Below are 23,014 nucleotides of genomic sequence, written 5' to 3' on the forward strand. Positions count from 1 at the left end.
AATGGCTAAGCTATTGAAAAATTTATCATTTTATAAATGGATCGTTCTAGCAGTATTTGGCCTTGTTTTCCTACAATCGATGTCGGATCTCTATTTACCTACACTAATGGCGGATATTATCGATAAAGGTGTAGTCGTTGGGGATACGCCATATATTTGGAAAATTGGTGGGCTCATGTTGCTAGTTTCTGCTTTTGGTGCTTTAGCATCTGTTGCTGCAAGCTATTTTTCATCAAAGGCTGCTATGGGGTTCGGGCGAGATATTCGCCGAAAAGTCTTTAACCATGTAGAGAAGTTTTCACTACAAGATTTTGATGAAGTAGGTACAGCATCCTTAATTACGAGAACGACAAATGATATTACACAAGTACAGCAAGTGGTCATTATGATGCTTCGTATGGTGGTTAGTGCCCCAATTATGTTTGTAGGTGGCCTGATTATGGCGCTGTCTAAAGATGCAAAATTATCGCTAATCATCGTTGTCACCATTCCGCTATTGGTCGGTTCGATCTTATTAATTATGAATAAAGGAATTCCTCTTTTTAAAGTCGTTCAGACACGATTAGATCGTCTGAATTTAGTATTGCGTGAAAACTTGACAGGAATTCGGGTTATTCGTGCATTTAATCGTGAAAAACAAGAAAAGGTTCGACTTCAAAAGGCAAATAAAGATTTAACGGATGTTTCCATTAAAGTGAATAAGGTAATGGCACTTTTAATGCCTGTTATGATGCTTGTGATGAATTTAACGGTTGTAGGCGTCATATGGTTTGGTGGGATTCGTATTGATAATGGTGCAATGCAAGTAGGAGATCTTATGGCCTTTATTCAATACGTAATGCAAATTATGTTTGCACTTGTGATGGCATCGATGATGTTTGTTATGGTGCCTCGTGCAGCGGTATCAGCAAAACGGATTAATGAAGTTCTGGGAATGAAACCAACGTTTTTAGATGAGGGGAAACAAGCAGCTGATAAGAATCGTGGAACGCTTGAATTTGAACATGTATCATTCAGTTATCCTGGTGCAGAAGAACCTGCATTATTAGATATCGATTTTAAAGCCAATTCAGGTGAAGTGACGGCGATTATCGGTGGAACAGGAGCGGGAAAGACAACTTTAGTGAATTTAATTCCAAGGTTTTTTGATGTGTCTAGCGGAACGATTCGGGTAAATGGTGTGGATGTCCGTGATGCGTCTCAAGAGGAAGTGCGTTCAAAAATTGGTTTTGTACCTCAGAAGGCACTGCTTTTTTCGGGAACGATTGCGGAAAATATTCGTTTTGGAAAAGAAGACGCAACACAAGAAGAAATTGTCCACGCTGCAAAAGTCGCTCAAGCTGAAGATTTTATTGGCAAAATGGACGCTGGTTACGATTCTGTCATTTCACAAGGTGGTGCAAATATATCCGGTGGACAAAAACAACGTCTTTCAATAGCGAGGGCACTCGTTAGAAAGCCTGATATTTATATTTTTGATGATAGTTTTTCTGCCCTTGATTATAAAACGGATGCAAAATTACGTGCAGCACTAAAGAGTGAGACAGAAGCGGCAACAGTTATTCTCGTTGCACAGCGGGTGAGTACCGTTATCGATGCAGATCAAATTATCGTATTAGATAAAGGGAAAATTGCTGGGATAGGAACACATAAAGAATTACTAGAAACGAATGAAGTTTATCGTGAAATAGTTGAATCACAGCTTTCAGAGGAGGAGATTGCATGAGTAAGCATAAAAAATCGCATCCTCGTGGCGGTGGACCAGGGCACGGTGGCGGTCATATGATGATGGCTGGACAGAAGGCTAAAAATTTTAAAGGAACCTTCAAGCGTCTGCTTTCTTATTTAAAGCCTCTTCGCAATCAATTAGTCGCAGTGTTTTTTGCTGCAACAATGAGTACGATTTTTACCATTGCAGGCCCAAAAATTATGGGAAACGCCATTACTGAAGTTTTTAAAGGGGCATATGCAAAATTTAAAGGTGTTCCGGGTGCGGAAATAGACTTTGGTGCCATTGGCCAGCTTCTCCTCCTTTTAGGAGGTCTATATGTTATTAGTAGTTTATTTACGTACATTCAGCAATATATTATGTCAAGTGTAGCGCAGAAAACGGTGTACCATTTGAGAGAAGATGTAAATGAAAAGCTTGAGAAGCTTCCACTTAAATATTATGATGGTCGTCCAAACGGAGAGACATTAAGTCGAGTGACAAATGATATTGATTTAATAGGGAGTACATTACAGCAAAGTGTTACCCAGTTTATTACATCGATTGTTATGATTGTTGGTATCATTATTATGATGTTAACCATTAGTCCGCTCCTCACATTGATATCAATCGTTAGCTTGCCAGTGTCTATCTTTGTGATTAAACCTATTTTGAAAAAATCGCAAAAGCATTTTGCTGATCAACAACGAACACTAGGAAAGTTAAATGGACATATAGAGGAAATGTATACGGGACACCAAGTGGTAAAAGCATTTGGACATGAGAAGAAAGCACTTGAACAGTTTGATGAAGTAAATGAAGAATTATATCAAGCAGGACGTAAAGCTCAATTTATCTCAGGAATCATTATGCCGATGATGTTTTTCGTTGGAAATTTAAGCTATGTTTTAATCAGTGTAATTGGCGGAATATTAGTGACAAAACGAGCGATTTCAATAGGTGATATTCAAGCATTTATTACCTATACAAAGCAATTTACACAACCGATTACACAAACTGCGAACATCGCCAATATTATACAGTCAACGGTTGCGGCCGCGGAACGTGTTTTTGAGCTTCTCGATGAGGAAGAGGAAATTCAAGAAAAGAACACATCAACTTTAACTCATGCAAAAGGTGCGGTTACCTTTGAACATGTTGATTTCGGTTATGGAAATGATTTATTAATAGAAGATATGAATATAGATGTTCATCCGGGTCAAACGGTCGCCATTGTCGGACCAACAGGTGCCGGGAAGACGACATTGATAAATTTATTAATGAGATTTTATGAACTTAATGGTGGTGCCATTAAAATTGACGGCATCGATACGAGGGAAATATCCCGTGAAGATTTGCGGACAACATTCGGAATGGTGCTTCAGGATACGTGGTTATTTAATGGAACGATAAAAGAGAATTTAGCGTATGGAAAGAATGGTTCAACAGATGAAGAAATCTTCCAAGCAGCTAAAGCAGCTCGTGCTGATCATTTTATCCGTACACTTCCAGATGGATATGACACCGTATTGAATGAAGAAGCATCGAATATTTCTCAAGGGCAAAAACAACTTCTTACAATTGCTCGAGCAATTTTAGCCGACCCTCCGATTATGATTTTGGATGAAGCAACTTCAAGTGTTGATACACGTACCGAATTATTGATTCAGCAGGCCATGAATCGATTGATGGAAGGAAGAACAAGCTTCGTCATTGCTCACCGCCTTTCAACAATTAGAGATGCCGATTTAATTTTAGTCATGAACCAAGGTAAAGTGATTGAACAGGGTTCTCACCAAGAATTATTGGAAGCGGATGGATTTTATGCGGATCTTTATAACAGTCAGTTTTCGAAGCAAGTAGCTGGATAAATTAATATGCGGACATGGAATCCGTTATTTTTAATAAATGACTCTAATTTTGGGGTTAATCGGACACTGAGTTCGCTATTTATGAAAAAACATAAGGAAATCAATGTGTTTTTGCAAAATAGCGGACCCTCTGTCCTCAAACATAAAAAATAGCCTTGTTTTGTCACAAATAACGGTACTGGTGTCCGTTAAGCTTCTACGATTTGGTCAGCCTATTTCGTTAACTTCAGTGATAATTCGGTAGCCGCACACATAGCCTTTTTGTCATTCAAAATATCTCCTGGCTTATTTCCTTCCCCAAGAACATATCCATCAAACGACATACCCATAAAATCAAAGATATGCTGAAATTGTTGGATCATTGGTAAACCTTTTATGTAAGGGTCATCCCCGCCAACAGCGATTACATATGCTTTTTTCTTAGACATTTGCGCTTTAAATTCAGGATAGTTTGTGTCCCTCATTGTTTGTGACCAACGATCAATAAAGTTTTTCATTACTCCCGACATACTGTACCAATAGATTGGAGTGGCAAAAATCCATGTATCATGAGGTAAAAGTTGATCAATAATGAAGTTGTAATCGTCACTTACTTCCTGAAACCCTTCTTCTGAATGCCGTCCATCTATAATCGGTTGTATGATGTTGTCACTTAAGTATATCTTTTCTACTTCTACCCCGTTAACAGCTAAATCTGTTAACGTTTCTGTATTTCCATTCGTGCGCGTTCCCCCATAAATAACCGCTATTGTCATTCCGCTTCTCTCCTTTTATTTTAGTTAGTATTATCTTATAATAATCTTATAAATCGATAAAGATGATTATTTTGATTATATCAATCGATATTAATGATTAAGGTGATGTGATGGAAATAAAGCAATTAATAACATTTAAAACGGCAGCCGAAAACTTGAATTTTACCCAAACGGCGAAGATATTAAACTTTGCCCAATCAAGTGTAACGGCGCAAATAAAATCTCTTGAATCTGATTTGGGAAAGCCTTTGTTTGAACGGTTAGGAAAGCGATTAGTATTAACAGAGGCCGGAAAACAGTTTAAAATCTATGCGGAACAAATGATTCGATTAAATGAGGAAGCAAAATTGCTAATAAATGGAGTCGAAGAACAGACAGGATCTTTAACGATTGGTGCGCAGGAAAGCCAATGTACATATCGACTTCCACCGATATTAAAAGAATTCAAGTCACAATATCCAAAAATGAGAGTTGTTTTTAAACCAGCCCATTCAGATGAAATGGCAAGAGAACAATTAGAGAAGGGGCAGCTCGATGTAGCCTTTATTATGGATACATGTAGGTCAGGTGAATCCTTGAAAATTGAATCCCTTGTCAAAGAGGAATTAGTTATCGTTGCATCAGCTTCCCATCCGTTAATCGGAAAATCGGAGGTTTTACCGGAAGATTTAGAACATGAGCCACTTTTGCTTACAGAAAGCGGCTGTTCTTATCGTACGATTTTTGAAGGCCTTTTTCAGACGGCAGGAATACACCCACTAAATAAAATTGAATTTGGGAGTATTGAAGCAATTAAACAATGCGTGATAGCCGGACTTGGCATCGCCATGTTGCCAAAGATGGCAGTGGAAACCGATTTGAAAATGGAAAAAATGAAGGAATTAGTTTGGAAGTATCCTTCCACATCAGTATTTACTCAGATAGCTTGGCACAAGGATAAATGGATGTCCCCACCTTTAAAGGCATTTATTGAAATAACGCGAAAGACATTTAAAGACTCTTAAAAAGAGATGGTTGATATTGGAATTGGTTATTAATACAATGAAAACTAAATACATTGTGAGAAGGTGGAATAATGTTAGCTTCGATACAAAAAGTTGAAGATCATTATGTTGCTAAATTTGAACGTCAGTTACAACATCCCGTTGAAAAGGTATGGGCGATGTTAACGGACAATCAAAAGCTTTCGAAATGGTTTTCAGAGCTGCGAGTGAAAGATCTTCGTAAAGGTGGAATGATGTTGTTCGATATGCAGGATGGCACCTTTGAGGAGATGGAAATCACCGAATTTGAAATGTATTCTATATTGGAATATACGTGGGCAGAGGATAACGTGCGTTTTGAATTGTATAAAGAGCAAGATGGATGTTTATTAATTTTAAATGAAACAATTAACAAAATGACGAATCATACTCCAAAGGATTTGGCCGGATGGCATGTTTGTTTAGATGTTATAAGTGCTTTATTAGATGGTAGAACAATTGAATCAAGAAAAAATGAATGGGAAAAATGGTACGTAAAATATATTCAATTAACAGAAAGATATATGTAATGAAAAAGATGATTAATAATGGATTGGACTGGTTTTTAGAACCAGTCGGATAAGAAAAGACTTTTCTTGTTTATGAGCTGTGAATTGAGGGAAGCGGTCCGATGGAAGGTACGCGCCCACATGGATGGTACCGGAAAAGAGAGAAGCGGTCCGATGTCGGCGCCAATCCTGCTGAAATGGTACTGGAAAAGGGGGAGGCGGTCCGATGAAAGAGCCGCCCCCGCTGAAATGGTCCCGGAAAAGAGGAAAGCGGTCCGATAGCAGAGCCGCCCCCGCCGAAATGGAACCGGAAAAAGGAGAGGCGGTCCGATAGCAGAGCGAATCCCGCTGAGATGGTACCGGAAAAGAGAGAGGCGGTCCGATAGACGCTGCGAACCCGCTGAAATGGAACCGAAAAAAGGGAGAAGCGGTCCGATGAAAGAGCCGCCCCCGCAGCAATGGTCCCGGAAAAGAGGAAAGCGGTCCGATAGCAGAGCCGCCCCCGCTGAAATGGAACCGGAAAAAGGAGAGGCGGTCCGATAGCAGAGCGAATCCCGCTGAGATGGTACCGGAAAAGAGAGAGGCGGTCCGATAGATGCTGCGAACCCGCAGCAATGGAACAGGAAAAGCGGGAGGCGGTCCGATGAAAGAGCCGCCCCCGCTGAAATGGTCCCGTAAAAGAGGAAAGCGGTCCGATAGCAAAGCCGCCCCCGCAAAAATGGAACCGGAAAAGGAAGAAGCAGTCCGATAGCAGAGCCGCCCCCGCCGAAATGGAACCGGAAAAAGGAGAAGCGGTCCGATAGCAGAGCCGCCCCCGCAAAAGTGGAACCGGAAAAGGGAGAAACGGTCCGATAGTAACGCGAATCCCGCAACAATGGTGCCGGAAAAGAGAAAAGCGTCCCGATGGCAGCTCGGATTCCACTGAAACGGTCCCTCAAAGGTAAGAACCGTTCTGCAAACACCTCCATAAGATCCGAAACTCCCTGTCCGTTCTTTAATGTATAGTGCCCCCGACCTCTCGAATGTCCTTTTCCTCATATGCAGAAGTGATAATTGCTATTTCAAGTCCTCGTACGATGACATCTAGACTTAAACTTGGCGCGTTATTATTGGTTATTTGCTCTGGAATGAATGGAATATGGATAAAGCCTCCACGAATATGTGGGGTATTTTTTTCAATATAATTCATAACACCATAAAATAGGTGATTACAAACAAAAGTTCCGGCGGAATTTGAAACAGCTGATGGTATGCCGGCTTTTTTCATATCATGAACAATTCTTTTAATCGGTAAGGTTGACCAGTAGGCGACAGGGCCATTTTCAACAATTGCTTCGTCGACAGGCTGTTTTTGATGATTATCTGGGATGCGAGCATCATCAATATTAATTGCGACCCGTTCAGGGGTTATTTGTGTTCGACCCCCCGCTTGTCCTACACAAATGACTGCATAAGGCTGGTGTAGTTCGATCGCTTTTATCACTACTTTGATTGATTCATGAAATACAGTAGGAACTTCTAATGTAACAACTTCGACATTTTCTATGATTCTATCTTTAAATTGTTTAATTGCCTCCAATGCAGGGTTGATTTGATCTTGTCCGAATGGATCAAAGCCCGTGATTAAAACTTTTTTTCTCATCAATTATCCCTCCTACAATTAGTATAAAATATAGGAGCGAATATGACTAAGTAGAAACATACAATAAAAAAGAGGTAAGTTTCAATGCCTACTCGTAAGGGAAACATATATAAAAGAGAAAGGAAGGTAGCCATGAAGCTAAACGTAATATTTGCACCTGTTATTGCCGTTCTTTTGCTAAGTGCCTGTGCACCAAAGAGCGAGGATATAAAGGGTAATGATAAGGAGAAATCCCAAGCTCCTGCCCAAGACCAAACGAATCACAATAGAAATAACGAACATACGGGTGAGTCTAATAATGAATCGAAAAACCCCGATCAGACTTTGTCACAAGCTGAAGTAATGGATGCAATCAAAACCCAGTTGAAAACAAACATATCTAAAGTACTTCCCAATAAACTTCCTTTATCTGAAGGAAAGCATTTAACCGCAACAACTAAATCGGATGCTAATCACTATGAAATTGTTTTTTATGAAAGTGTTCAACCGATTCCAATAAATCATAATACGCTTGGAAAAGATCAATCTGCAAAAGCAATCATGCGATTACAAGTAAAAAAATATAATAGCTTGAAAGAAGCCAATGAACAAATTGGATTTCAAGATTATAGTAAGTCAGGCGCTAGTACAGTCGAACTTGGCCATGGAGTAAAAGGATACCAAGATGCTGGGGCAGGGTCGCAATGGACGAGTTGGAATGAAGGGCGTTGGGCACTTGTTTCCCGTGCAAAAACTACGGAAGGAGACAAAGGGAGGAAACTGGCTGAAAATGCGGTAAATTACTTAGAATCACATACATTACCAATTCCAAAACCACATGGCATGGTTCATATAGATGTTGATCAATCAGATAATAGAATTATGTGGCAGAAGGAAACCATCACATATACGATCGATCAAGTAAAAGATCCAATGGTTGCACTCGAAATTGCTACTTCTTTTCAATAAAATGAATAGAAAAGGAATTTTCTTACGCGGAACGTAGGATTAAAGACACCTTTTCAATGAAAAAACACAAGGAATTTCTAAGTATTCCTTGTGTTTTTGCTTCTAAAATCTCTTTAGTGGACATACTGTTTCTTAAATATGTTCTTAGGAGTGAGAAGCGTTTGAAAAAGGTAATGAAATTAGCCGATCTTTGTTGGGAAGGTCTTACTTTACAACATATTACTCATAAAGAAATTATCATTCCGTATATGTGGTTTACATTCACAGCAATATTGTTTGAAATTTTTTTAGCAATATTAATTTGTGTATCTAGTTTTATCTTTATTATTTATAATTCTCGTCCTAATTTAGAATATTATATCGCAGCAGCCATCGTATTTTTCCTTCTGATCCTACACATCGCTACTTGTGTTACTATTTTAAAAAAGAGAAAGGGTAGAAAAATTTCACTTTTCCGAAAAGAGGACCTCTGATATATTAAGTAGTAAAAACAATCATCAAGAGGGGGAGGAGAAGTGAATCAAGAAATACTTAAGTTAAAGTCGAATACATATTCCAACACGGAAGAAAGCTTTTGGAAGGGTGTAAAAGACTGTGTTCCGACATTGCTTGGATATTTAAGCATTGGGTTTGCGGCAGGTGTTGTAGAAAAAACAGCGGGATTAAGTATTATTGAGATTGCGCTTCTCAGTATTTTTGTTTATGCGGGATCAGCCCAATTTATTGCAGCGGGCATGATTGCGATGAGCAGTCCGGTTTCAGCGATTATTTTTACTATTTTCTTTGTAAATCTTCGTCATTTTTTACTTAGTGCCGCCTTATCGCCATATTTTCGGCATTTATCCCCGTGGAAAAATATGTTTGTAGGTAGCTTGTTAACTGATGAAACATTTGGTGTAGCCATCAATCACCTCTCAAATAAAGAGTTTGGCAGTTATAAATGGATGGTAGGCTTAAATATAACAGCCTATTTAAATTGGATACTTGCTAATATTGCAGGCGGGTTCTTCGGTAATTGGATACCTAATCCGGAGAGATTTGGTTTAGATTTTGCCTTGCCGGCTATGTTTATCGGTTTACTTGTACTTCAGATAGTAAGTCAAAAAAAATACTTTGTAGATATCATGGTAATTCTTAGCGCCGTGGGTATCGTAGTAGGGATAAGTTTTGTCTTCTCAGGAAGTGTCGGAATAATTGTTGCGACAATTTTAGGAGCAACGATTGGGATGGTGATAGAAAAATGGAAATAAGATATACTATTTTATTAATCATTTTTGGGTCGGCACTAGTCACCTTTATTCCAAGGGTTCTTCCCTTAATGGTTTTGAGTCGTATCCAGCTGCCGGATTGGGCGATTAGTTGGTTAAAGCATGTCCCGGTGGCTGTAATGGCCGCATTGTTGGCTCAATCACTTTTATTTTCAAATGACAAACTAGCACTTTATGAAAATAGTCTTAATTTAGTCGTAGCGTTGCCGGTTTTTTTAGTGGCTATTTTTACGAGGAGTTTATTAGGTACCGTTTTGACAGGGATTATATGTATGATGTTATTACGTTTTATTTTTTAATTAACTTTAAGCGGCAATAAAGCAGTTTCTCTTGCTTTATTGCCGTTTTTTAAATTAATTTGTTGAAACATACCCTTTCTTTCCAGCACTTATACCGGTTACAAGAATTAGGAAGGATACGATAATTAACATCCATAAAGGCATTGTCCAGCTATGGAATGTGTCATGTAGAATTCCGAACAATGTTGGTCCAGCCGCCGCAAGAAGGTAACCAAATGATTGGGCCATTCCGGATAATTCCGCAGCTTCATGTGTACTTCTTGTACGCAGACTAAAGAACATCATGGCCAAACTAAATGCAAATCCTCCTGCAATACCAATCATTATTACCCATAATGGAATGAGGGTTATACTGCCGTAAAGAATACCGAACATGCCAGCGATGAATAGAACCCCTGTAATTGCCACTAATACAAGCTGGTTCTTCATTCGTCCAGCTAAAATTGGGACGATAAAAGTAAATGGAATGACGGAGAATTGCATTAATGAAAGCATCCATCCTGCTGAACTAGAACTAACCCCTTGCTGTACAAGTATCTCGGGTAACCAAGCGACTACAGTGTAGAAAATAAGTGATTGAAGTCCCATAAAAAGGGTTACTTGCCATGCAAGCCTAGATTTCCACAAGTTAATAGATTGTTGTTTTTTTGATTCCGCTTTATCTTGTTTTTGTCTGGAACGAATTTGTGGTATCCAAAAAAGAATAGAAATGAGTGCGAAAAATCCCCAATAACCAAGAGCTCCATGCCATCCAATTTTTATAGACATAGGGATACTTACTCCCGAAGCGATTGCGCCGCAAAGATTCATTGATACTGCATAAATGCCGGTCATGACACCAAGATTTTGAGGGAATTTATGCTTGATTACACTTGGTAATAATACATTACAAATAGCAATGCCTAAGCCGACTAGAACGGTACCCGCAAATAATGAGCTGACACCCGGAATAGTTCTTAAAAAAATTCCAGCCGTCAACAAAATTAATGAAGTGAAAAGCGTACTTTCCATGCCGTATTTACGAGATAACTTTGGTGCAAACGGGGAAAGCAGGGCAAATGCAAGTAACGGAACAGTTGTCAAAGTACCTGCTAGTATGTTAGAGATTCCTAAACTTTCACGAATCGATGAAATTAATGGTCCAACAGCTGTTATAGGTGCTCGAAGGTTTGCACCAATGAAAATGATACCGATTACTAGTAACAATGTTTTTGATTTTGCACTAATTTTTGTTTGCTGATGATCTTGATGAACGGATACTTGTTGTAAACCCATGATGAACCTCCAATTTATAATAAAGTATCTTTAAATTGAGCGATGTACTCATTAACTGTATCAGCAGCCTGATTAGATTTTTGTTCTAAAATGGCCTCAATAAGTTTTTGATGGATTCCTATATGAAAATCAGAATGTGTTGTAATTTCTGCCAAGTTTTGAATTGATGTTTGAAGAGAAAGTGTCATATGTTCATATAAATCAATTAATATACTGTTATGAGATGCTTCTACAATCGATTTATGTAACTCAAAGTCAGCCTCTACATATGACTTGCTGTCCCTTTGTTCTGCGGCAATTTGGCATGCTTTCAATTTTTCTTGCAATTGATCAATGTCTTCTTTATTCCGTCGCATTGCTGCTAATTGTGCGGCTTCCCTTTCGAGTGCATGTCTAACTTCTAATGTTTCTAAGAGATTGGCTTTTTGTATTCTTTTTTCGAGTGCAGCCCCAAGGATACTTGAAGAACAAACAAATGTACCGCTCCCTTGTTTCGTCTGAAGAAGTCCAGCATGTACGAGAGCTCGAATAGCCTCTCTTAATGTATTTCTACTAACATCAAACTGTTTCATTAGTTCTAATTCAGGTGGAATGCGGCTTCCAACCGGCCAGGAATTCGACTCAATTAAAGATTCCATTTGGGAAACGATTTGTTCTACTAATGATAAACGGTTTGTTTTGGATATATCCATGAATGCACACCTCAAATTTGTAGGATGATTGGTTCATTGGGTAATTTAACATATTTTCTGTGGTAAGTAAATGATTTAGATCTATCTTTAAACAGGAAATAATTAAAAAGGAGTGCACATTCAACTGTGCGCTCCTTTTAGCTAACTTTTAAATGAATTTTTACGAATGAATAGGAATGTTCATTAACCCATTAAATCTATGAAGAATCTGTTGTACAAGTCTTCTTAAATTATATAAAAGTAATTGTAAGATTGTTTCAAGATTACTCATAGGTTTTCCCTCCATATAAAAGTTAGTTTGGTGATATCACCGCTTCTATTGTTTGTATTTTTCATTGAATATATGTGTGTATGTCATACAGATAAATGTTTCCTCTGGTTTTTGGTTTTTTATCAAGGAGAATAATAAAAAGGAATTTGGAAAATCTAGTAAGAGGAATTTGAAAATTGAGGTGAGCGAATATGCCGAATCAACCTACCATTTCTTCGAGCGAAGTAGGTACATTATGGCTAACTTATCAGGAAAAAACATTTATTCTCCGTTTATTAGAATATTTAATTCCAAAGGCAGATGATCATAAATCGGAGAAGATTATGGTTGATTTATATAAGGATTTAGATAAAAATGTTGAAAGAATTAAACATATTTTTGAAAAAGCAGGCTCTGCATTGCCAGTAGGGTTTACTTCACAAGACGTAAATGTTGAGGCACCAAGATTATTTGAAAATGGTTTGGATATTATGTTTCTTCGGATGATTAAAGAAGTTAGTATGGGGCTATATACACTTAATATGGGAAAGTCCTATCGTGAGGATATTATTAATCTTTATAAGGATTTAACTGCCATCACTCAAGGGTGTTATAATGATTGTACACAGTACTTGTTAGAAAAGGGAATTCTTACTCGTCCTCCTTTCGTACCGATGCCTAAAACAAATGTAAATATAAATGATATGAAATATTTAAGCGGATTAAATATATTAAGTAATACGAGGCATATAAACACGGTTGAGCTATCATCGTTATTTCACGGAATGGAAACGAATAATATGGGAATGACGTTAATGTTTGCTTTTACACAGGTAGCTGAAGAAAAAGAGGTAAAACAGTACTTTCATAAAGGGATGGAAATTTCTAAGAAAATTCTTAAGAATTTTGGTGGAATTCTCTTAGAAGATGATATTACACCTACTATTTCAACAGTGGGAAACGTAACTAGTTCGAAGATAAGCCCTTTTTCGGATAAATTGATGCTATATTGTAATAGCCTGCTTTGCAATCTTAGTCTCGGGGGAAATGCATTCGGATTTGCCTTCAGTCTTCGAAGCGATTTACAGATGAAAGCTTTATTGGCTGCAAAGGATGTTGCGGATTATGCAAATGAAGGAAATAAGCTTATGGTGAAAAATGGATGGTTGGAAAAGCCGCCAGCAACCAGTTTAGAACGTTAAAAGAAAATAAAATTTATTAATATAAACAAGAATGCAATGACATGATAGATTGTCCAATGCATTCTTTTTTTTGTGAATATTGTATCGATCATTTAGTAAGTATTTAATGCACGTTCAAACCTAAGATATCGGGTTCCTTGAAAATTTAACATACCCGAGTCACCTTCTGCGAGCTGACCGAATTCTTTTCCAGATATATGAAATTCGGAACGGTCCCCACTTTCAAATTCGAAATGGGCTTAAATTGGTTTCAAGGTTAGATTGTTTACCAACTGTAAAAGTTGTTGAAAAATGTCGAAAGTCTATAAAAAATGAAAGTTTTTTGTCGATAAATAAAATGTATTAATAAAAGAGTTGAAAACTCAAAAAGATGGAAAATAGTATTAATTTTTAACATAAGGAGAATGTTGTGTGGGTTTACTAAGAAATTTAAAAATATCAAAGAAATTGGCTATATTAATTATTGTTGAATTACTAGCTTTATTGATTATAGGGGTAATTAGCCTTTTCTTTATGAAAAATATTGCGAATGAAACGGAGAAGATGTTTACCCATCGGTTTATTCCAAATCAATGGTTAGGGAAAGTAATTGAAAATAATCGTGCAATTGATGAAGACATTTTAGAGTTGATGCTTACACAAAATTCAATTCGTAAAGAGGAAAAGCAAGAAGATATAGGAATGTTACAAAAGGAAACGGATAATTTAATGAAAAAGCTTCTTTCTGCAAAATTATCAAATGCAGAACAAGAAAAAATCGAAGTGCTTCAAAAAAGCAAGTTAGAATTAAGGGAAGTGCGTGAAAAAGTAATTACATTAGCTCAAAAAAATATAAATTCAGAGGCATATCAACTGTATACTGCGGAGGTACTGCCGAAAGGACTTTTAGTGACTTCAGCATTATCCGATTTACAAAAGTTAAATGAAAAAGTCGCTGCGGAGTTAAATAAAAATAATAAGCAAGAAATTCTAAAAGCAAACATGCTTATCATTCTAATCGGTCTCATTGCAATGGTTATTTCAACAGTAATTGGTCTTTTAATTACGAAAATGATTGTTAAGCCTACCAATCATATGGTTAAGCTATTGTCCAAAGCCGAGAACGGTGATTTTACAGTAAAAGGAACGTACCAATCCAAAGATGAAATCGGAATATTAACAACTTCTTTCAACAATATGATTAGCGGTCTGCAAGGGATAATTAAGACAGTGAGAGATACATCACAACAAGTGGCTGCGGCATCTGAGGAACTAACTGCCAGTGCAGATCAAACAACAGTAGCTACTGAACATGTCGCAACGGCTATTCAGGAAATTGCAAGTAGTGCGGAACAATCTTCTGTGAAGATAGAGGAAAACTCCAATTCGCTAAATGAAATTTTACATGGAGTTACACGTATTGCTGATAGCACGACGAATGTCTCCGAACTATCAAGAGAGACTTCGATTGAGGCGGAAGAAGGAGGTAAATCTGTAGAAGGTACTTTATCACAGATGAAATTTATTCATGAATCAGTAAATAACTTAAATGAAGTTATCCAAACACTTTCAAACCGTTCATATGAAATAGGTAAGATTCTTGATGTAATAAGTGGTATCTCTGATCAAACAAATCTTCTTGCGCTTAATGCAGCAATTGAAGCGGCACGGGCCGGCGAACATGGAAAAGGATTTGCGGTAGTAGCAGATGAGGTAAGAAAACTGGCTGAGCAGTCTCAAACTTCGACTCACTCCATCGCCAAAATAATTAATAGTATTCAGTTGGATATTAAAAATTCACTGGAAATGATGAATGAAGTAACAAATAATGCTGAGCAAGGTGTTTTAGTTTCAGTTGAAACATCCAAAAAGTTTAAAACAATTATTGACCAAACGAAAAATATTGCACCACAAATTGAGGAGATTACTGCCACTGTACAACAAATATCAGCAAGTGTAGAAGAAGTTTCTTCTTCCGCTAAAGAAGTCTCAACACATTCACAAGAAAACGCAGCAAGCTCCGAAGAAGTTGCTGCATCTACTGAACAGCAGCTTGCATCAATGGAGGAAATAAATGCTTCTGCAAAATCCCTTGCTTCTACAGCAGAAGAATTAAAAGAGTTAGTGAATAAATTTATTGTTAAATAATATCCGAAAGCAAGCTGATTACTTCAGTTTGCTTTATTTTTTCTTAATCTCTTCATATGTTTGAAACCATTCAGGAAAAACCTTTTTAAATTGAACAGGCTTAAAATCTTCTTTTCTCACAACAATATGTGTTGTTGTTCCTTCCGCACATATTTCATCCTTTCCATTTACAATCGTAAAACCATAGATAGTCCTCAAGTTTTTGTTTTCTTCCACCCACGTTTTTACAATGACTTTATCTCCGTACTTGATTGATTTTTTATACGTTATTTCAAGATTGTAAACGGGGGCATAATAACCTGAACTTTCCATGTTGAGATAATTATAACCAACATCTTCAATAAGTTTTGTTCTGCCAAGCTCAATCCATTTTACATAATTTCCATGGTAGATGACTCCCATCATATCTGTGTCTGCGTAGGACAGTTGGATTTCAACCGTTGAAACATACATATTGAAAACTCCTTTAAAAGTAAATTTCATTCTAATATAGTATATATTTTTTTGATGCTTTTGAAAAAAAGACTGCACAACTGCTTGCTCCTTGAGAGGGATTTTGGTAACATATTTGTCTCTAATAAAATGAATATTATGATAAATGGGGGTGTGTTAATGAAACGCATAATGATTATGGGGGTTTCAGCCGGAGTTGGGAAATCTACTTTTGCCAGAAAGCTAGGCGATATTTTACAAATGGATGTTTATCATTTGGATGCATATTACTGGAAGCCTGGATGGGTTGAAGCGCCAGCAGACGAGTTTCGTGGTGCTCAAAAGGAAATGTCGAAAAAAGAAAAATGGATTATTGAAGGGAACTACACAAGTACATACGACATTCGCGCAGCCCATGCGGACACGATTATTTACTTGGAGCTTCCTCTTACTGTTTGTTTGTTTCGGGTGTTAAAGAGATTCTTCAAGAATATTGGAAGAACCCGTCCTGACATGGGGAAGGGTTGTAAAGAAAAAATAGATTGGCAGTTTATAAAATTTATTATTACTACTTACTACCCTCGAAAGAATAAAATGGTGGAACGCTTTATGGCCTTCCAATCTTCAGGGGCAGAAAGAAAAGTTGTCATGTTAAAAAATAAACGGGCAATAAAGAATTACTTACAAGAGTCAACATTGAAATATTCGTCGAAAAAAGAAATATTTCCTGAGAAATTTATCGAATAATGTGGAAGTAGTAAAAATTTTGTTCGTTAAACAGAATTACGTTCAATTAATGTAAAAGGCAACGTAAGTCTATTAGTTGCATTCTCGTACTCTTTGATTGATTGAACGGCCAACCGTCCGATTTCTTTTGTCCGGATTTCGATTGTTGAAATCCCCATCAATTCAGAAATAGGCTGGTTATCAAAGCTTAAAATAGCGAAGTCTTTTGGAATGCTTAGGCGATAATTTATTGCAGTTAATTTTAACCCAGCGGCAACTTGGTCATTTCCCACGAGAAACGCAGTCGGTTTATCTTTTAAATGGATATATTTCATCAAGACCTCACTTCCATCTTCAATTGTTAGACAGTGATCAAAAAGCCATTCATTTCGTACTTTTTGATTTAGGTTTTTCATCATATTTTCATACGCTCTTATTCTTTTAAAACTATTTGGACCTTCTTTTCTACCAAGACAATAGGCAATTCGAGTATGGCCTTTTGAAATTAAATATTGCAGCCCGTATTGAAAGGCTCTTTCATGTGGAATACTAATTGATGGAAATATGGTTTGATCAGAATCTTCACAAAGAATGATAGGTCCATATTCCTTGTATTCTTTTATTACTTTAAGAGATATTGCACGTGAACAAAATACGAGCCCATCAATTAAATTTCCTCTTAGCATTTCGAGAGCGTCTAATTCTTTCGTTGTTTCATAATTTGTTTGAAATAAAATAAGCTGCTGATTATCCTTCATCGCTTCCTCGGCAATTCCATCTACGATACTACTGAAATAAGGATGATTGATGGTAGGAAGAACAACACCAATCATATTAGAGGCCCCTTTTGATAAATGGACAGCGTTTATATTCCTTTTATAATTTAATGCTGCCATTGCTTTTCGCACGGAATTCCTTTTTTCTTCACTCACATATGGGTGGTGGTTGAGTACTCTTGAAACAGTTGTAACGGATACACCGGCAAGCTTTGCAATTTCACGAATATTTGCCATGTAAAAATTCCTTTCAATAAAAAATCATACTTGACTTGAAACGCGTTTCATAAATTACCTTTTTCTCAATGAAGAAAAGGAGTGATTGTGTAATGTTCGAAGGATTATTCTATTAATAGCACTGTGCATTTTGGAATTAATCATAGCAAATATAGCCTTGAAAAACAAAAAGGTAGAAGTGATGGATTTTTATGAGTTTTTTGATATAAATAAGAAGGATAGGTTATAATTTTTAAAAAATAACTGTTGGGAGGTGACATTATGAACTTACAAGAAATCATGGAAAAGTTAAAAGAATTGGGGACGGAGCAAACAAAGAAAACGTTTATTCGCCATGGGGCAATGGAACCGCTTTTTGGTGTGAAAGTTGGAGATTTGAAGAAACTTGTTAAACACGTGAAAAAGGATCAGGAATTGGCTCTTTCATTATACGAAACTGGAAATTATGATGCGATGTATTTAGCAGGAATTACGGTAAATCCTAAATTGGTATCGAAAGAATTGCTGCAGAAATGGGTGAAACAAGCATATTGTTACGGATTAGCTGAATACTCGGTGGCGGGAGTGGCGGCGGAAAGTAATTATGCCATTGATTTAGCTAGGGAATGGATTGAATCTGAGAATGAAACGATCGCTACTTGTGGATGGAGTACTTATACAAATTATCTTTCTATTACACCTGATGAGAATCTTGATATCGAAGAAGTCCGCCAATTATTAAATAGAATCAAGACAACGATTCACCAAGAAAAGAATCGAGTTCGATATACAATGAACAATTTTGTGATTGCGGTTGGAACGTTTGTAAAAGTGTTACACAAAGAGGCTTATGAAGTTGGAGAAAACATTGGGAAAGTTCAAGTAAATATCGGAGAAACCGCCTGCAAGGTTCCATTAGCAACAGAGTATATAAAAAAGGTAGAAGCACGAGGGAAAATTGGTTCTAAGAAAAAGACTTGTATATGCTAGGCAAGTATGAGCCACAAACCGAAAAAAAAAGATGGCTTCACTAATGCCATCTTTTTTAACTGCTTTGCATTTCATATCTTTTTTCAAGGTGATTTTGCATTACTGCTATGATTGAACAGATTCCCCAATAGATGAGAGCGACTAAAATATACATTGTCATATAATCTAATTCCCTTCCTCCAACAATTTTTGCTTTTTGAAGAAGCTCAGGGACAGTGATCATCGCAGCTAGCGAAGTACCTTTGACTAAATCCAGTAATACATTTGATAGTGGAGGTATGGCGATTTTGACAGCCTGTGGAAGAATAATCTTTCGCATCGTCTGCCAATAGGAAAGTCCAAGGGATGCAGACGCTTCCCATTGGCCCTTATCGACAGAGGCAATCGCTGAACGATTGATTTCTGCCATATACGCAGCACTATTTAGGCTAAAGCCGAGGATCGCAGCCGTTACTGCAGAAAAAGTAATTCCAATCATCGGAAAGCCGAAATATAGAATAAACAAGAGAACAATAATTGGGACACCACGCATAAAAGAGATATAAGTACGCGCAGGAAGCTGAAAAATATAATTCTTTGACATTCGACCAAGTGCAAGAAAAAATCCCAATACTAACCCGAAGAACATACTGACTAAAGAAATATGTAGAGTATAGCCAATCCCTTTAATGACATATGGAAAGGATTCAATGGCCAATTTTGTATTAAAGATATATTCCCATTGAATAGTTCCCATGTTTCTCTCCCCTTAGTATTTAAGATCCGGTTTTTTCGTTACATCATCGCCATCGAAAAATTGTTTGGAAATTTTCGTAATAGTTCCGTCATCAAGCATTTCATGAATCGTTTTATTAATATGTTTATTTAATTCCGTATTATCTTTTTTCATGATCATCCCAACACCTTCATCACGTGTATTGAATTTTAGATCAGGATGAATGGTAATATTTAATTTCGGAAATGCAGCAAGTGCAAGTTTTTGTAAATAATAATCGTTAATAATAATATCTGTACGTCCCGAAGAAACATCACGTAAATATTGTTCGTTTGTAGCATTATCATAAGTGACTTCCTTCGCACCGTATTTACGAGCGATTTTCATATAAGTAGTAGTTGCTTCACCAGCAGCTTTTTTCCCTTTAATATCTTCAACTGTTTTTATTCCAGATAAATCGTCTTTTCTCACAATAGCTGTTGCAAATGAAAACTTATACGGTGTTGAAAAAGAAAATTTCTCTTTTCGTTCATCAGTAATTGCGATATCATTTGCAGCGACATCGACTTTTCCACTATTAATGGAAGTAAGCATTCCGTCAAAGGCCATTTCGACAAAGTCCACTTTAAGGTTCATTCTTTTTGCCATTTCACGAACGACTTCAACCTCAAAGCCCGTTAATTTATCCGTTTTAGATTCATGGAAAGAAGCAGGATAAAGTGTTCCGGCAGTGGCAACAGTTATTTTTCCTTCTTTCTGTATTTTATCCCACGCGGTTTCTTTCTTTTCTTTAGTACTGTCTGAATTCCCGCATGCGGCCGTTACAAAAGCTAAAGCTAGTACTAATAAAACCATAATTAATTGCTTAAAATGATGTGATTTGCGCATTATGTAACCTCCATATTTAACTTCAGTAAAAACATAGCATTGAAGTGGGGATTATGCAAAGGAATTTTACATAGAAAAAATTAGGCGGAATTTTCGATAAATATGACAAGTACTTCAAGATATTTTTATATTTCAATTGAATTTTTATAACAATTATGTATAATGGTCTAGGAAGTAAACTTAAAGTTTAGTATTAATAAACTTTATTTATTGGTAGTTTACTAATAGTAAACAGACTTGAGGTTATACGATGCAAATCGGAAAAAAAATCAAAAATTTACGCTTGAAAAAGGGGCTAACACAGGAAGAACTTGGCGAGAGAACAGATTTGAGTAAAGGATATATTTCGCAAATTGAACGGGATTTAAGTTCTCCTTCCATAGAAACGTTTTTTGATATTTTAGAAGTTCTAGGATGTGCACCGAAGGATTTTTTTGATGAGCAAGAACTAGAACAGAAGGTTGTTTATGGTGATGAAGATCAAACGGAATATGTTGATGAAGAACGTGGATATCAAATTCAATGGCTCGTACCAGAATCAAATGAAAAGGAAATGGAGCCCATCATTTTGATCCTTGAAGAGAAGGGTGAGTTTAAGGAATTTGAACCATCTTTATCAGAGACGTTTGCCTATGTTTTAACTGGAAAAATCAGCATTCGTTTAGGGAGACGAGTTTATTCAGCCAGAGCGGGGGAAGTCATCTACTATCACGCTGCTGAAAGACATCAAATTACGAATGATTATCCCGGTACATCACAACTACTTCTCGTTGCAACAGAATCATACTTATAAATTCAAAGGGGGGAGCCACTATGACAGATAATACAATCATTCGTTTTGAAGGTGTAACAAAACAATACGATGATGACCCTGCTGTCTTAGATAGTGTTAATTTTGAAATTGAAAGAGGAAAGTTTTATACATTACTTGGTCCATCAGGATGCGGAAAGACGACAATATTACGCCTTATTGCTGGTTTTACTGAGGCGAGTCAAGGGGAAATTTACTTCAATGGGAAAATAATCAATCATGTTCCAGCAAATGAACGACAAGTAAATACAGTTTTCCAAGATTATGCTCTCTTTCCTCATTTAAACGTATTTGAAAATGTCGCATTTGGACTGCGAATCAAGAAAATGAAAAATGCTCAAATTCAACAAAAAGTGAAAGAGGCATTAAAGTTTGTCAATTTAGAAGGCTATGAAACGCGTGAAATAAAAGAGATGTCGGGTGGTCAACGGCAACGGGTGGCAATCGCTCGTGCAATTGTCAATGAACCGGAAGTGATTCTTCTTGATGAACCACTATCGGCACTCGATTTAAAGCTTCGTACCGAAATGCAATATGAGCTTCGTGAGTTACAGCGACGACTTGGAATTACCTTTATCTTTGTTACGCATGACCAAGAAGAAGCCCTAGCGATGTCAGATGAAATTTTTGTTTTAAATAAAGGGAAAATTCAGCAGAGTGGGACACCAACGGATATTTATGATGAGCCAATTAATCGGTTTGTGGCGGATTTTATCGGGGAGTCCAATATTGTTCCTGGTAAAATGATTCAAGACTTTGAGGTAGAGTTTGTAGGAAAGCAATTTGAATGTGTCGACCGCGGATTTAATCCTAATGAATCGGTTGAAATTGTCATTCGTCCTGAGGATTTAGAAATTACGAAGAAAGACCAGGGCAAGCTGAAAGTTCGTGTGGATTCTCAATTATTCCGTGGAGTTCACTATGAGATATGCTGTTATGATGAGGCTGGAAATGAGTGGCTGGTACATTCAACGAAAAAAGCGGTTGTAGGTGATGAGATAGGTTTATATTTTGATCCGGAAGCGATTCATGTTATGAGATTTGGCGAGACGGAAGAAGAATTTGATAAACGTTTAGAGGCATATAGTGAGGACGGCCATGCAAACTAGATCGCGCAATATATATCTTATTCCTTATGTACTATGGATCATTCTCTTTGTCGTCGCACCTATTCTACTTATCCTTTACTATTCTTTCTTTAATATCGATGGGGATTTCTCTTTTGAGAATTACAAGAACTTTTTTACCCCAGTTTATTTAAAGATGACACTCAGCTCGTTTTGGTATGCATTTTTAATTACCGCGATTTCACTCATAATCGCCTACCCAACAGCCTATTTATTAACAAAAACAAAGCATAAACACCTATGGCTATTATTAATTATTTTACCAACATGGATCAATTTATTGCTGAAAGCCTATGCTTTTATCGGGATATTCGGAACATATGGAGCAGCTAATTCATTTTTAGAATGGATTGGGATTGGGACAAAACAAATTTTGTTCACTGACTTTAGTTTCTTATTTGTAGCAGTATATATTTTTATTCCGTTTATGATTATGCCGATATTCAATTCGTTGGAAGAGTTGAATCCAACACTTATTGACGCTTCAAGAGATTTAGGTGCGTCTGCATGGACGACCTTTAAACGAGTGATTTTCCCATTAACGATTGATGGAGTAAAATCTGGATGCCAAGTTGTCTTTATTCCAGCATTATCGTTATTCATGATTACCCGCTTAATTGCCGGAAATCGTGTTATCACGCTTGGTACAGCAATTGAACAACATTTTCTTGTTACCCAAGATTGGGGAATGGGTTCAACGATAGCTGTCTTTTTAATCATTGCGATGGCATTATTCATGATCGTAACAGGTAATAGAAAGTGAGG

The 23,014-nt window shown here is 37.0% G+C and carries 24 protein-coding genes and 1 pseudogene; 16 read left to right on the forward strand and 9 right to left on the reverse strand.

Features of this window, described 5'->3' with window-relative positions:
- The first annotated feature begins 1 nt into the window (after position 1).
- Together I5776_RS01465 and I5776_RS01470 are read left to right on the forward strand one after the other, a co-directional pair.
- Complete coding sequence (locus I5776_RS01465) at positions 2-1,726, forward strand: ABC transporter ATP-binding protein (RefSeq protein ID WP_202778647.1); 1,725 nt, start codon at positions 2-4, stop codon at positions 1,724-1,726.
- A complete protein-coding gene (locus tag I5776_RS01470) occupies positions 1,723-3,579 on the forward strand; it encodes an ABC transporter ATP-binding protein (protein ID WP_202778648.1) in 1,857 nt (618 codons plus the stop codon). Before I5776_RS01465 ends, I5776_RS01470 begins: the two co-directional genes overlap by 4 nt.
- A gap of 212 nt (positions 3,580-3,791) precedes the next feature.
- On the opposite strand, the gene I5776_RS01475 is transcribed toward I5776_RS01470, so the two are convergent.
- The gene (locus I5776_RS01475) at positions 3,792-4,334 is read right to left on the reverse strand and encodes a flavodoxin family protein (protein WP_202778649.1); all 543 of its coding nucleotides are present in this window, start codon (positions 4,332-4,334) and stop codon (positions 3,792-3,794) included.
- A gap of 110 nt (positions 4,335-4,444) precedes the next feature.
- On the opposite strand from I5776_RS01475, the gene I5776_RS01480 reads away from it, so the two are divergent.
- From I5776_RS01480 to I5776_RS01490, 3 genes are all read left to right on the forward strand, one after another.
- Positions 4,445-5,338 (forward strand): LysR family transcriptional regulator, encoded by an 894-nt coding sequence (locus I5776_RS01480; RefSeq protein ID WP_202778650.1) that lies wholly within the window; start codon positions 4,445-4,447, stop codon positions 5,336-5,338.
- Between the two features lie 71 nt (positions 5,339-5,409).
- A complete protein-coding gene (locus I5776_RS01485) occupies positions 5,410-5,886 on the forward strand; it encodes an SRPBCC family protein (RefSeq protein WP_202778651.1) in 477 nt (158 codons plus the stop codon).
- Positions 5,887-6,460: 574 nt separating this feature from the next.
- Positions 6,461-6,616 (forward strand): hypothetical protein, encoded by a 156-nt coding sequence (locus I5776_RS01490; protein WP_202778652.1) that lies wholly within the window; start codon positions 6,461-6,463, stop codon positions 6,614-6,616.
- Between the two features lie 243 nt (positions 6,617-6,859).
- Here I5776_RS01490 and pcp read toward each other — a convergent pair whose 3' ends face one another.
- Complete coding sequence (gene pcp / locus I5776_RS01495) at positions 6,860-7,507, reverse strand: pyroglutamyl-peptidase I (RefSeq protein WP_202778653.1); 648 nt, start codon at positions 7,505-7,507, stop codon at positions 6,860-6,862.
- A 132-nt stretch (positions 7,508-7,639) separates the two neighbouring features.
- Between pcp and I5776_RS01500 the strand changes: the two genes are divergently transcribed.
- The 4 genes from I5776_RS01500 (at position 7,640) to I5776_RS01515 (ending at position 10,022) form a co-directional block, all read left to right on the forward strand.
- On the forward strand, positions 7,640-8,455 hold the full coding sequence (locus I5776_RS01500; RefSeq protein WP_202778654.1) for a hypothetical protein: 816 nt from the start codon (positions 7,640-7,642) through the stop codon (positions 8,453-8,455).
- Between the two features lie 161 nt (positions 8,456-8,616).
- Positions 8,617-8,928 carry a hypothetical protein gene (locus I5776_RS01505; RefSeq protein ID WP_202778655.1) on the forward strand — a complete coding sequence of 104 codons (312 nt, stop codon included), beginning with the start codon at positions 8,617-8,619 and terminating at the stop codon, positions 8,926-8,928.
- A gap of 42 nt (positions 8,929-8,970) precedes the next feature.
- Entirely contained in the window at positions 8,971-9,705 is a 735-nt protein-coding gene (locus tag I5776_RS01510; protein WP_202778656.1) for an AzlC family ABC transporter permease, read from the forward strand.
- Complete coding sequence (locus I5776_RS01515; RefSeq protein WP_202778657.1) at positions 9,696-10,022, forward strand: AzlD domain-containing protein; 327 nt, start codon at positions 9,696-9,698, stop codon at positions 10,020-10,022. The genes I5776_RS01510 and I5776_RS01515 overlap by 10 nt, the downstream gene beginning before the upstream one ends.
- Before the next feature lie 54 nt (positions 10,023-10,076).
- On the opposite strand, the gene I5776_RS01520 is transcribed toward I5776_RS01515, so the two are convergent.
- Together I5776_RS01520 and I5776_RS01525 are read right to left on the reverse strand one after the other, a co-directional pair.
- Positions 10,077-11,297 (reverse strand): CynX/NimT family MFS transporter, encoded by a 1,221-nt coding sequence (locus I5776_RS01520; protein WP_202778658.1) that lies wholly within the window; start codon positions 11,295-11,297, stop codon positions 10,077-10,079.
- A 14-nt stretch (positions 11,298-11,311) separates the two neighbouring features.
- Complete coding sequence (locus I5776_RS01525) at positions 11,312-11,989, reverse strand: FadR/GntR family transcriptional regulator (RefSeq protein WP_202778659.1); 678 nt, start codon at positions 11,987-11,989, stop codon at positions 11,312-11,314.
- A 462-nt stretch (positions 11,990-12,451) separates the two neighbouring features.
- Between I5776_RS01525 and I5776_RS01530 the strand changes: the two genes are divergently transcribed.
- Positions 12,452-13,441, forward strand: coding sequence for a DUF3231 family protein (locus tag I5776_RS01530; RefSeq protein WP_202778660.1), 990 nt, complete (start codon positions 12,452-12,454; stop codon positions 13,439-13,441).
- 92 nt (positions 13,442-13,533) lie between these two features.
- On the opposite strand, the pseudogene I5776_RS01535 reads toward I5776_RS01530, so the two are convergent.
- Positions 13,534-13,674 (reverse strand): annotated as a pseudogene (locus tag I5776_RS01535) (DUF2500 domain-containing protein); the annotation flags it as partial.
- A 178-nt stretch (positions 13,675-13,852) separates the two neighbouring features.
- On the opposite strand from I5776_RS01535, the gene I5776_RS01540 reads away from it, so the two are divergent.
- On the forward strand, positions 13,853-15,568 hold the full coding sequence (locus I5776_RS01540) for a methyl-accepting chemotaxis protein (protein WP_202778661.1): 1,716 nt from the start codon (positions 13,853-13,855) through the stop codon (positions 15,566-15,568).
- Positions 15,569-15,601: 33 nt separating this feature from the next.
- On the opposite strand, the gene I5776_RS01545 is transcribed toward I5776_RS01540, so the two are convergent.
- Positions 15,602-16,021: an acyl-CoA thioesterase gene (locus I5776_RS01545; protein WP_202778662.1), complete on the reverse strand. Its 420-nt coding sequence runs from the start codon at positions 16,019-16,021 to the stop codon at positions 15,602-15,604.
- Positions 16,022-16,180: 159 nt separating this feature from the next.
- Here I5776_RS01545 and I5776_RS01550 point away from each other — a divergent pair, with 159 nt between their 5' ends.
- Positions 16,181-16,747 carry a P-loop NTPase family protein gene (locus I5776_RS01550; RefSeq protein ID WP_202778663.1) on the forward strand — a complete coding sequence of 189 codons (567 nt, stop codon included), beginning with the start codon at positions 16,181-16,183 and terminating at the stop codon, positions 16,745-16,747.
- 26 nt (positions 16,748-16,773) lie between these two features.
- On the opposite strand, the gene I5776_RS01555 is transcribed toward I5776_RS01550, so the two are convergent.
- Complete coding sequence (locus I5776_RS01555; RefSeq protein ID WP_202778664.1) at positions 16,774-17,739, reverse strand: LacI family DNA-binding transcriptional regulator; 966 nt, start codon at positions 17,737-17,739, stop codon at positions 16,774-16,776.
- 261 nt (positions 17,740-18,000) lie between these two features.
- Here I5776_RS01555 and I5776_RS01560 point away from each other — a divergent pair, with 261 nt between their 5' ends.
- Positions 18,001-18,708: a DNA alkylation repair protein gene (locus I5776_RS01560; protein WP_202778665.1), complete on the forward strand. Its 708-nt coding sequence runs from the start codon at positions 18,001-18,003 to the stop codon at positions 18,706-18,708.
- A gap of 55 nt (positions 18,709-18,763) precedes the next feature.
- On the opposite strand, the gene I5776_RS01565 is transcribed toward I5776_RS01560, so the two are convergent.
- The gene (locus tag I5776_RS01565; protein WP_202778666.1) at positions 18,764-19,444 is read right to left on the reverse strand and encodes an amino acid ABC transporter permease; all 681 of its coding nucleotides are present in this window, start codon (positions 19,442-19,444) and stop codon (positions 18,764-18,766) included.
- Positions 19,445-19,456: 12 nt separating this feature from the next.
- A complete protein-coding gene (locus I5776_RS01570) occupies positions 19,457-20,311 on the reverse strand; it encodes a transporter substrate-binding domain-containing protein (RefSeq protein WP_202778667.1) in 855 nt (284 codons plus the stop codon).
- Positions 20,312-20,561: 250 nt separating this feature from the next.
- Here I5776_RS01570 and I5776_RS01575 point away from each other — a divergent pair, with 250 nt between their 5' ends.
- From I5776_RS01575 to I5776_RS01585, 3 genes are read left to right on the forward strand one after another with little or no spacing between them, the layout of a single operon-like run.
- Positions 20,562-21,104, forward strand: coding sequence for a helix-turn-helix domain-containing protein (locus tag I5776_RS01575; protein WP_202778668.1), 543 nt, complete (start codon positions 20,562-20,564; stop codon positions 21,102-21,104).
- 20 nt (positions 21,105-21,124) lie between these two features.
- Entirely contained in the window at positions 21,125-22,231 is a 1,107-nt protein-coding gene (locus I5776_RS01580) for an ABC transporter ATP-binding protein (RefSeq protein WP_202778669.1), read from the forward strand.
- Positions 22,221-23,012 (forward strand): ABC transporter permease, encoded by a 792-nt coding sequence (locus I5776_RS01585; protein ID WP_202778670.1) that lies wholly within the window; start codon positions 22,221-22,223, stop codon positions 23,010-23,012. Before I5776_RS01580 ends, I5776_RS01585 begins: the two co-directional genes overlap by 11 nt.
- Positions 23,013-23,014 lie beyond the last annotated feature (2 nt).

It is taken from the genome of Heyndrickxia vini, from assembly GCF_016772275.1.
In the GTDB taxonomy this organism is placed as follows: domain Bacteria; phylum Bacillota; class Bacilli; order Bacillales; family Bacillaceae_C; genus Heyndrickxia; species Heyndrickxia vini.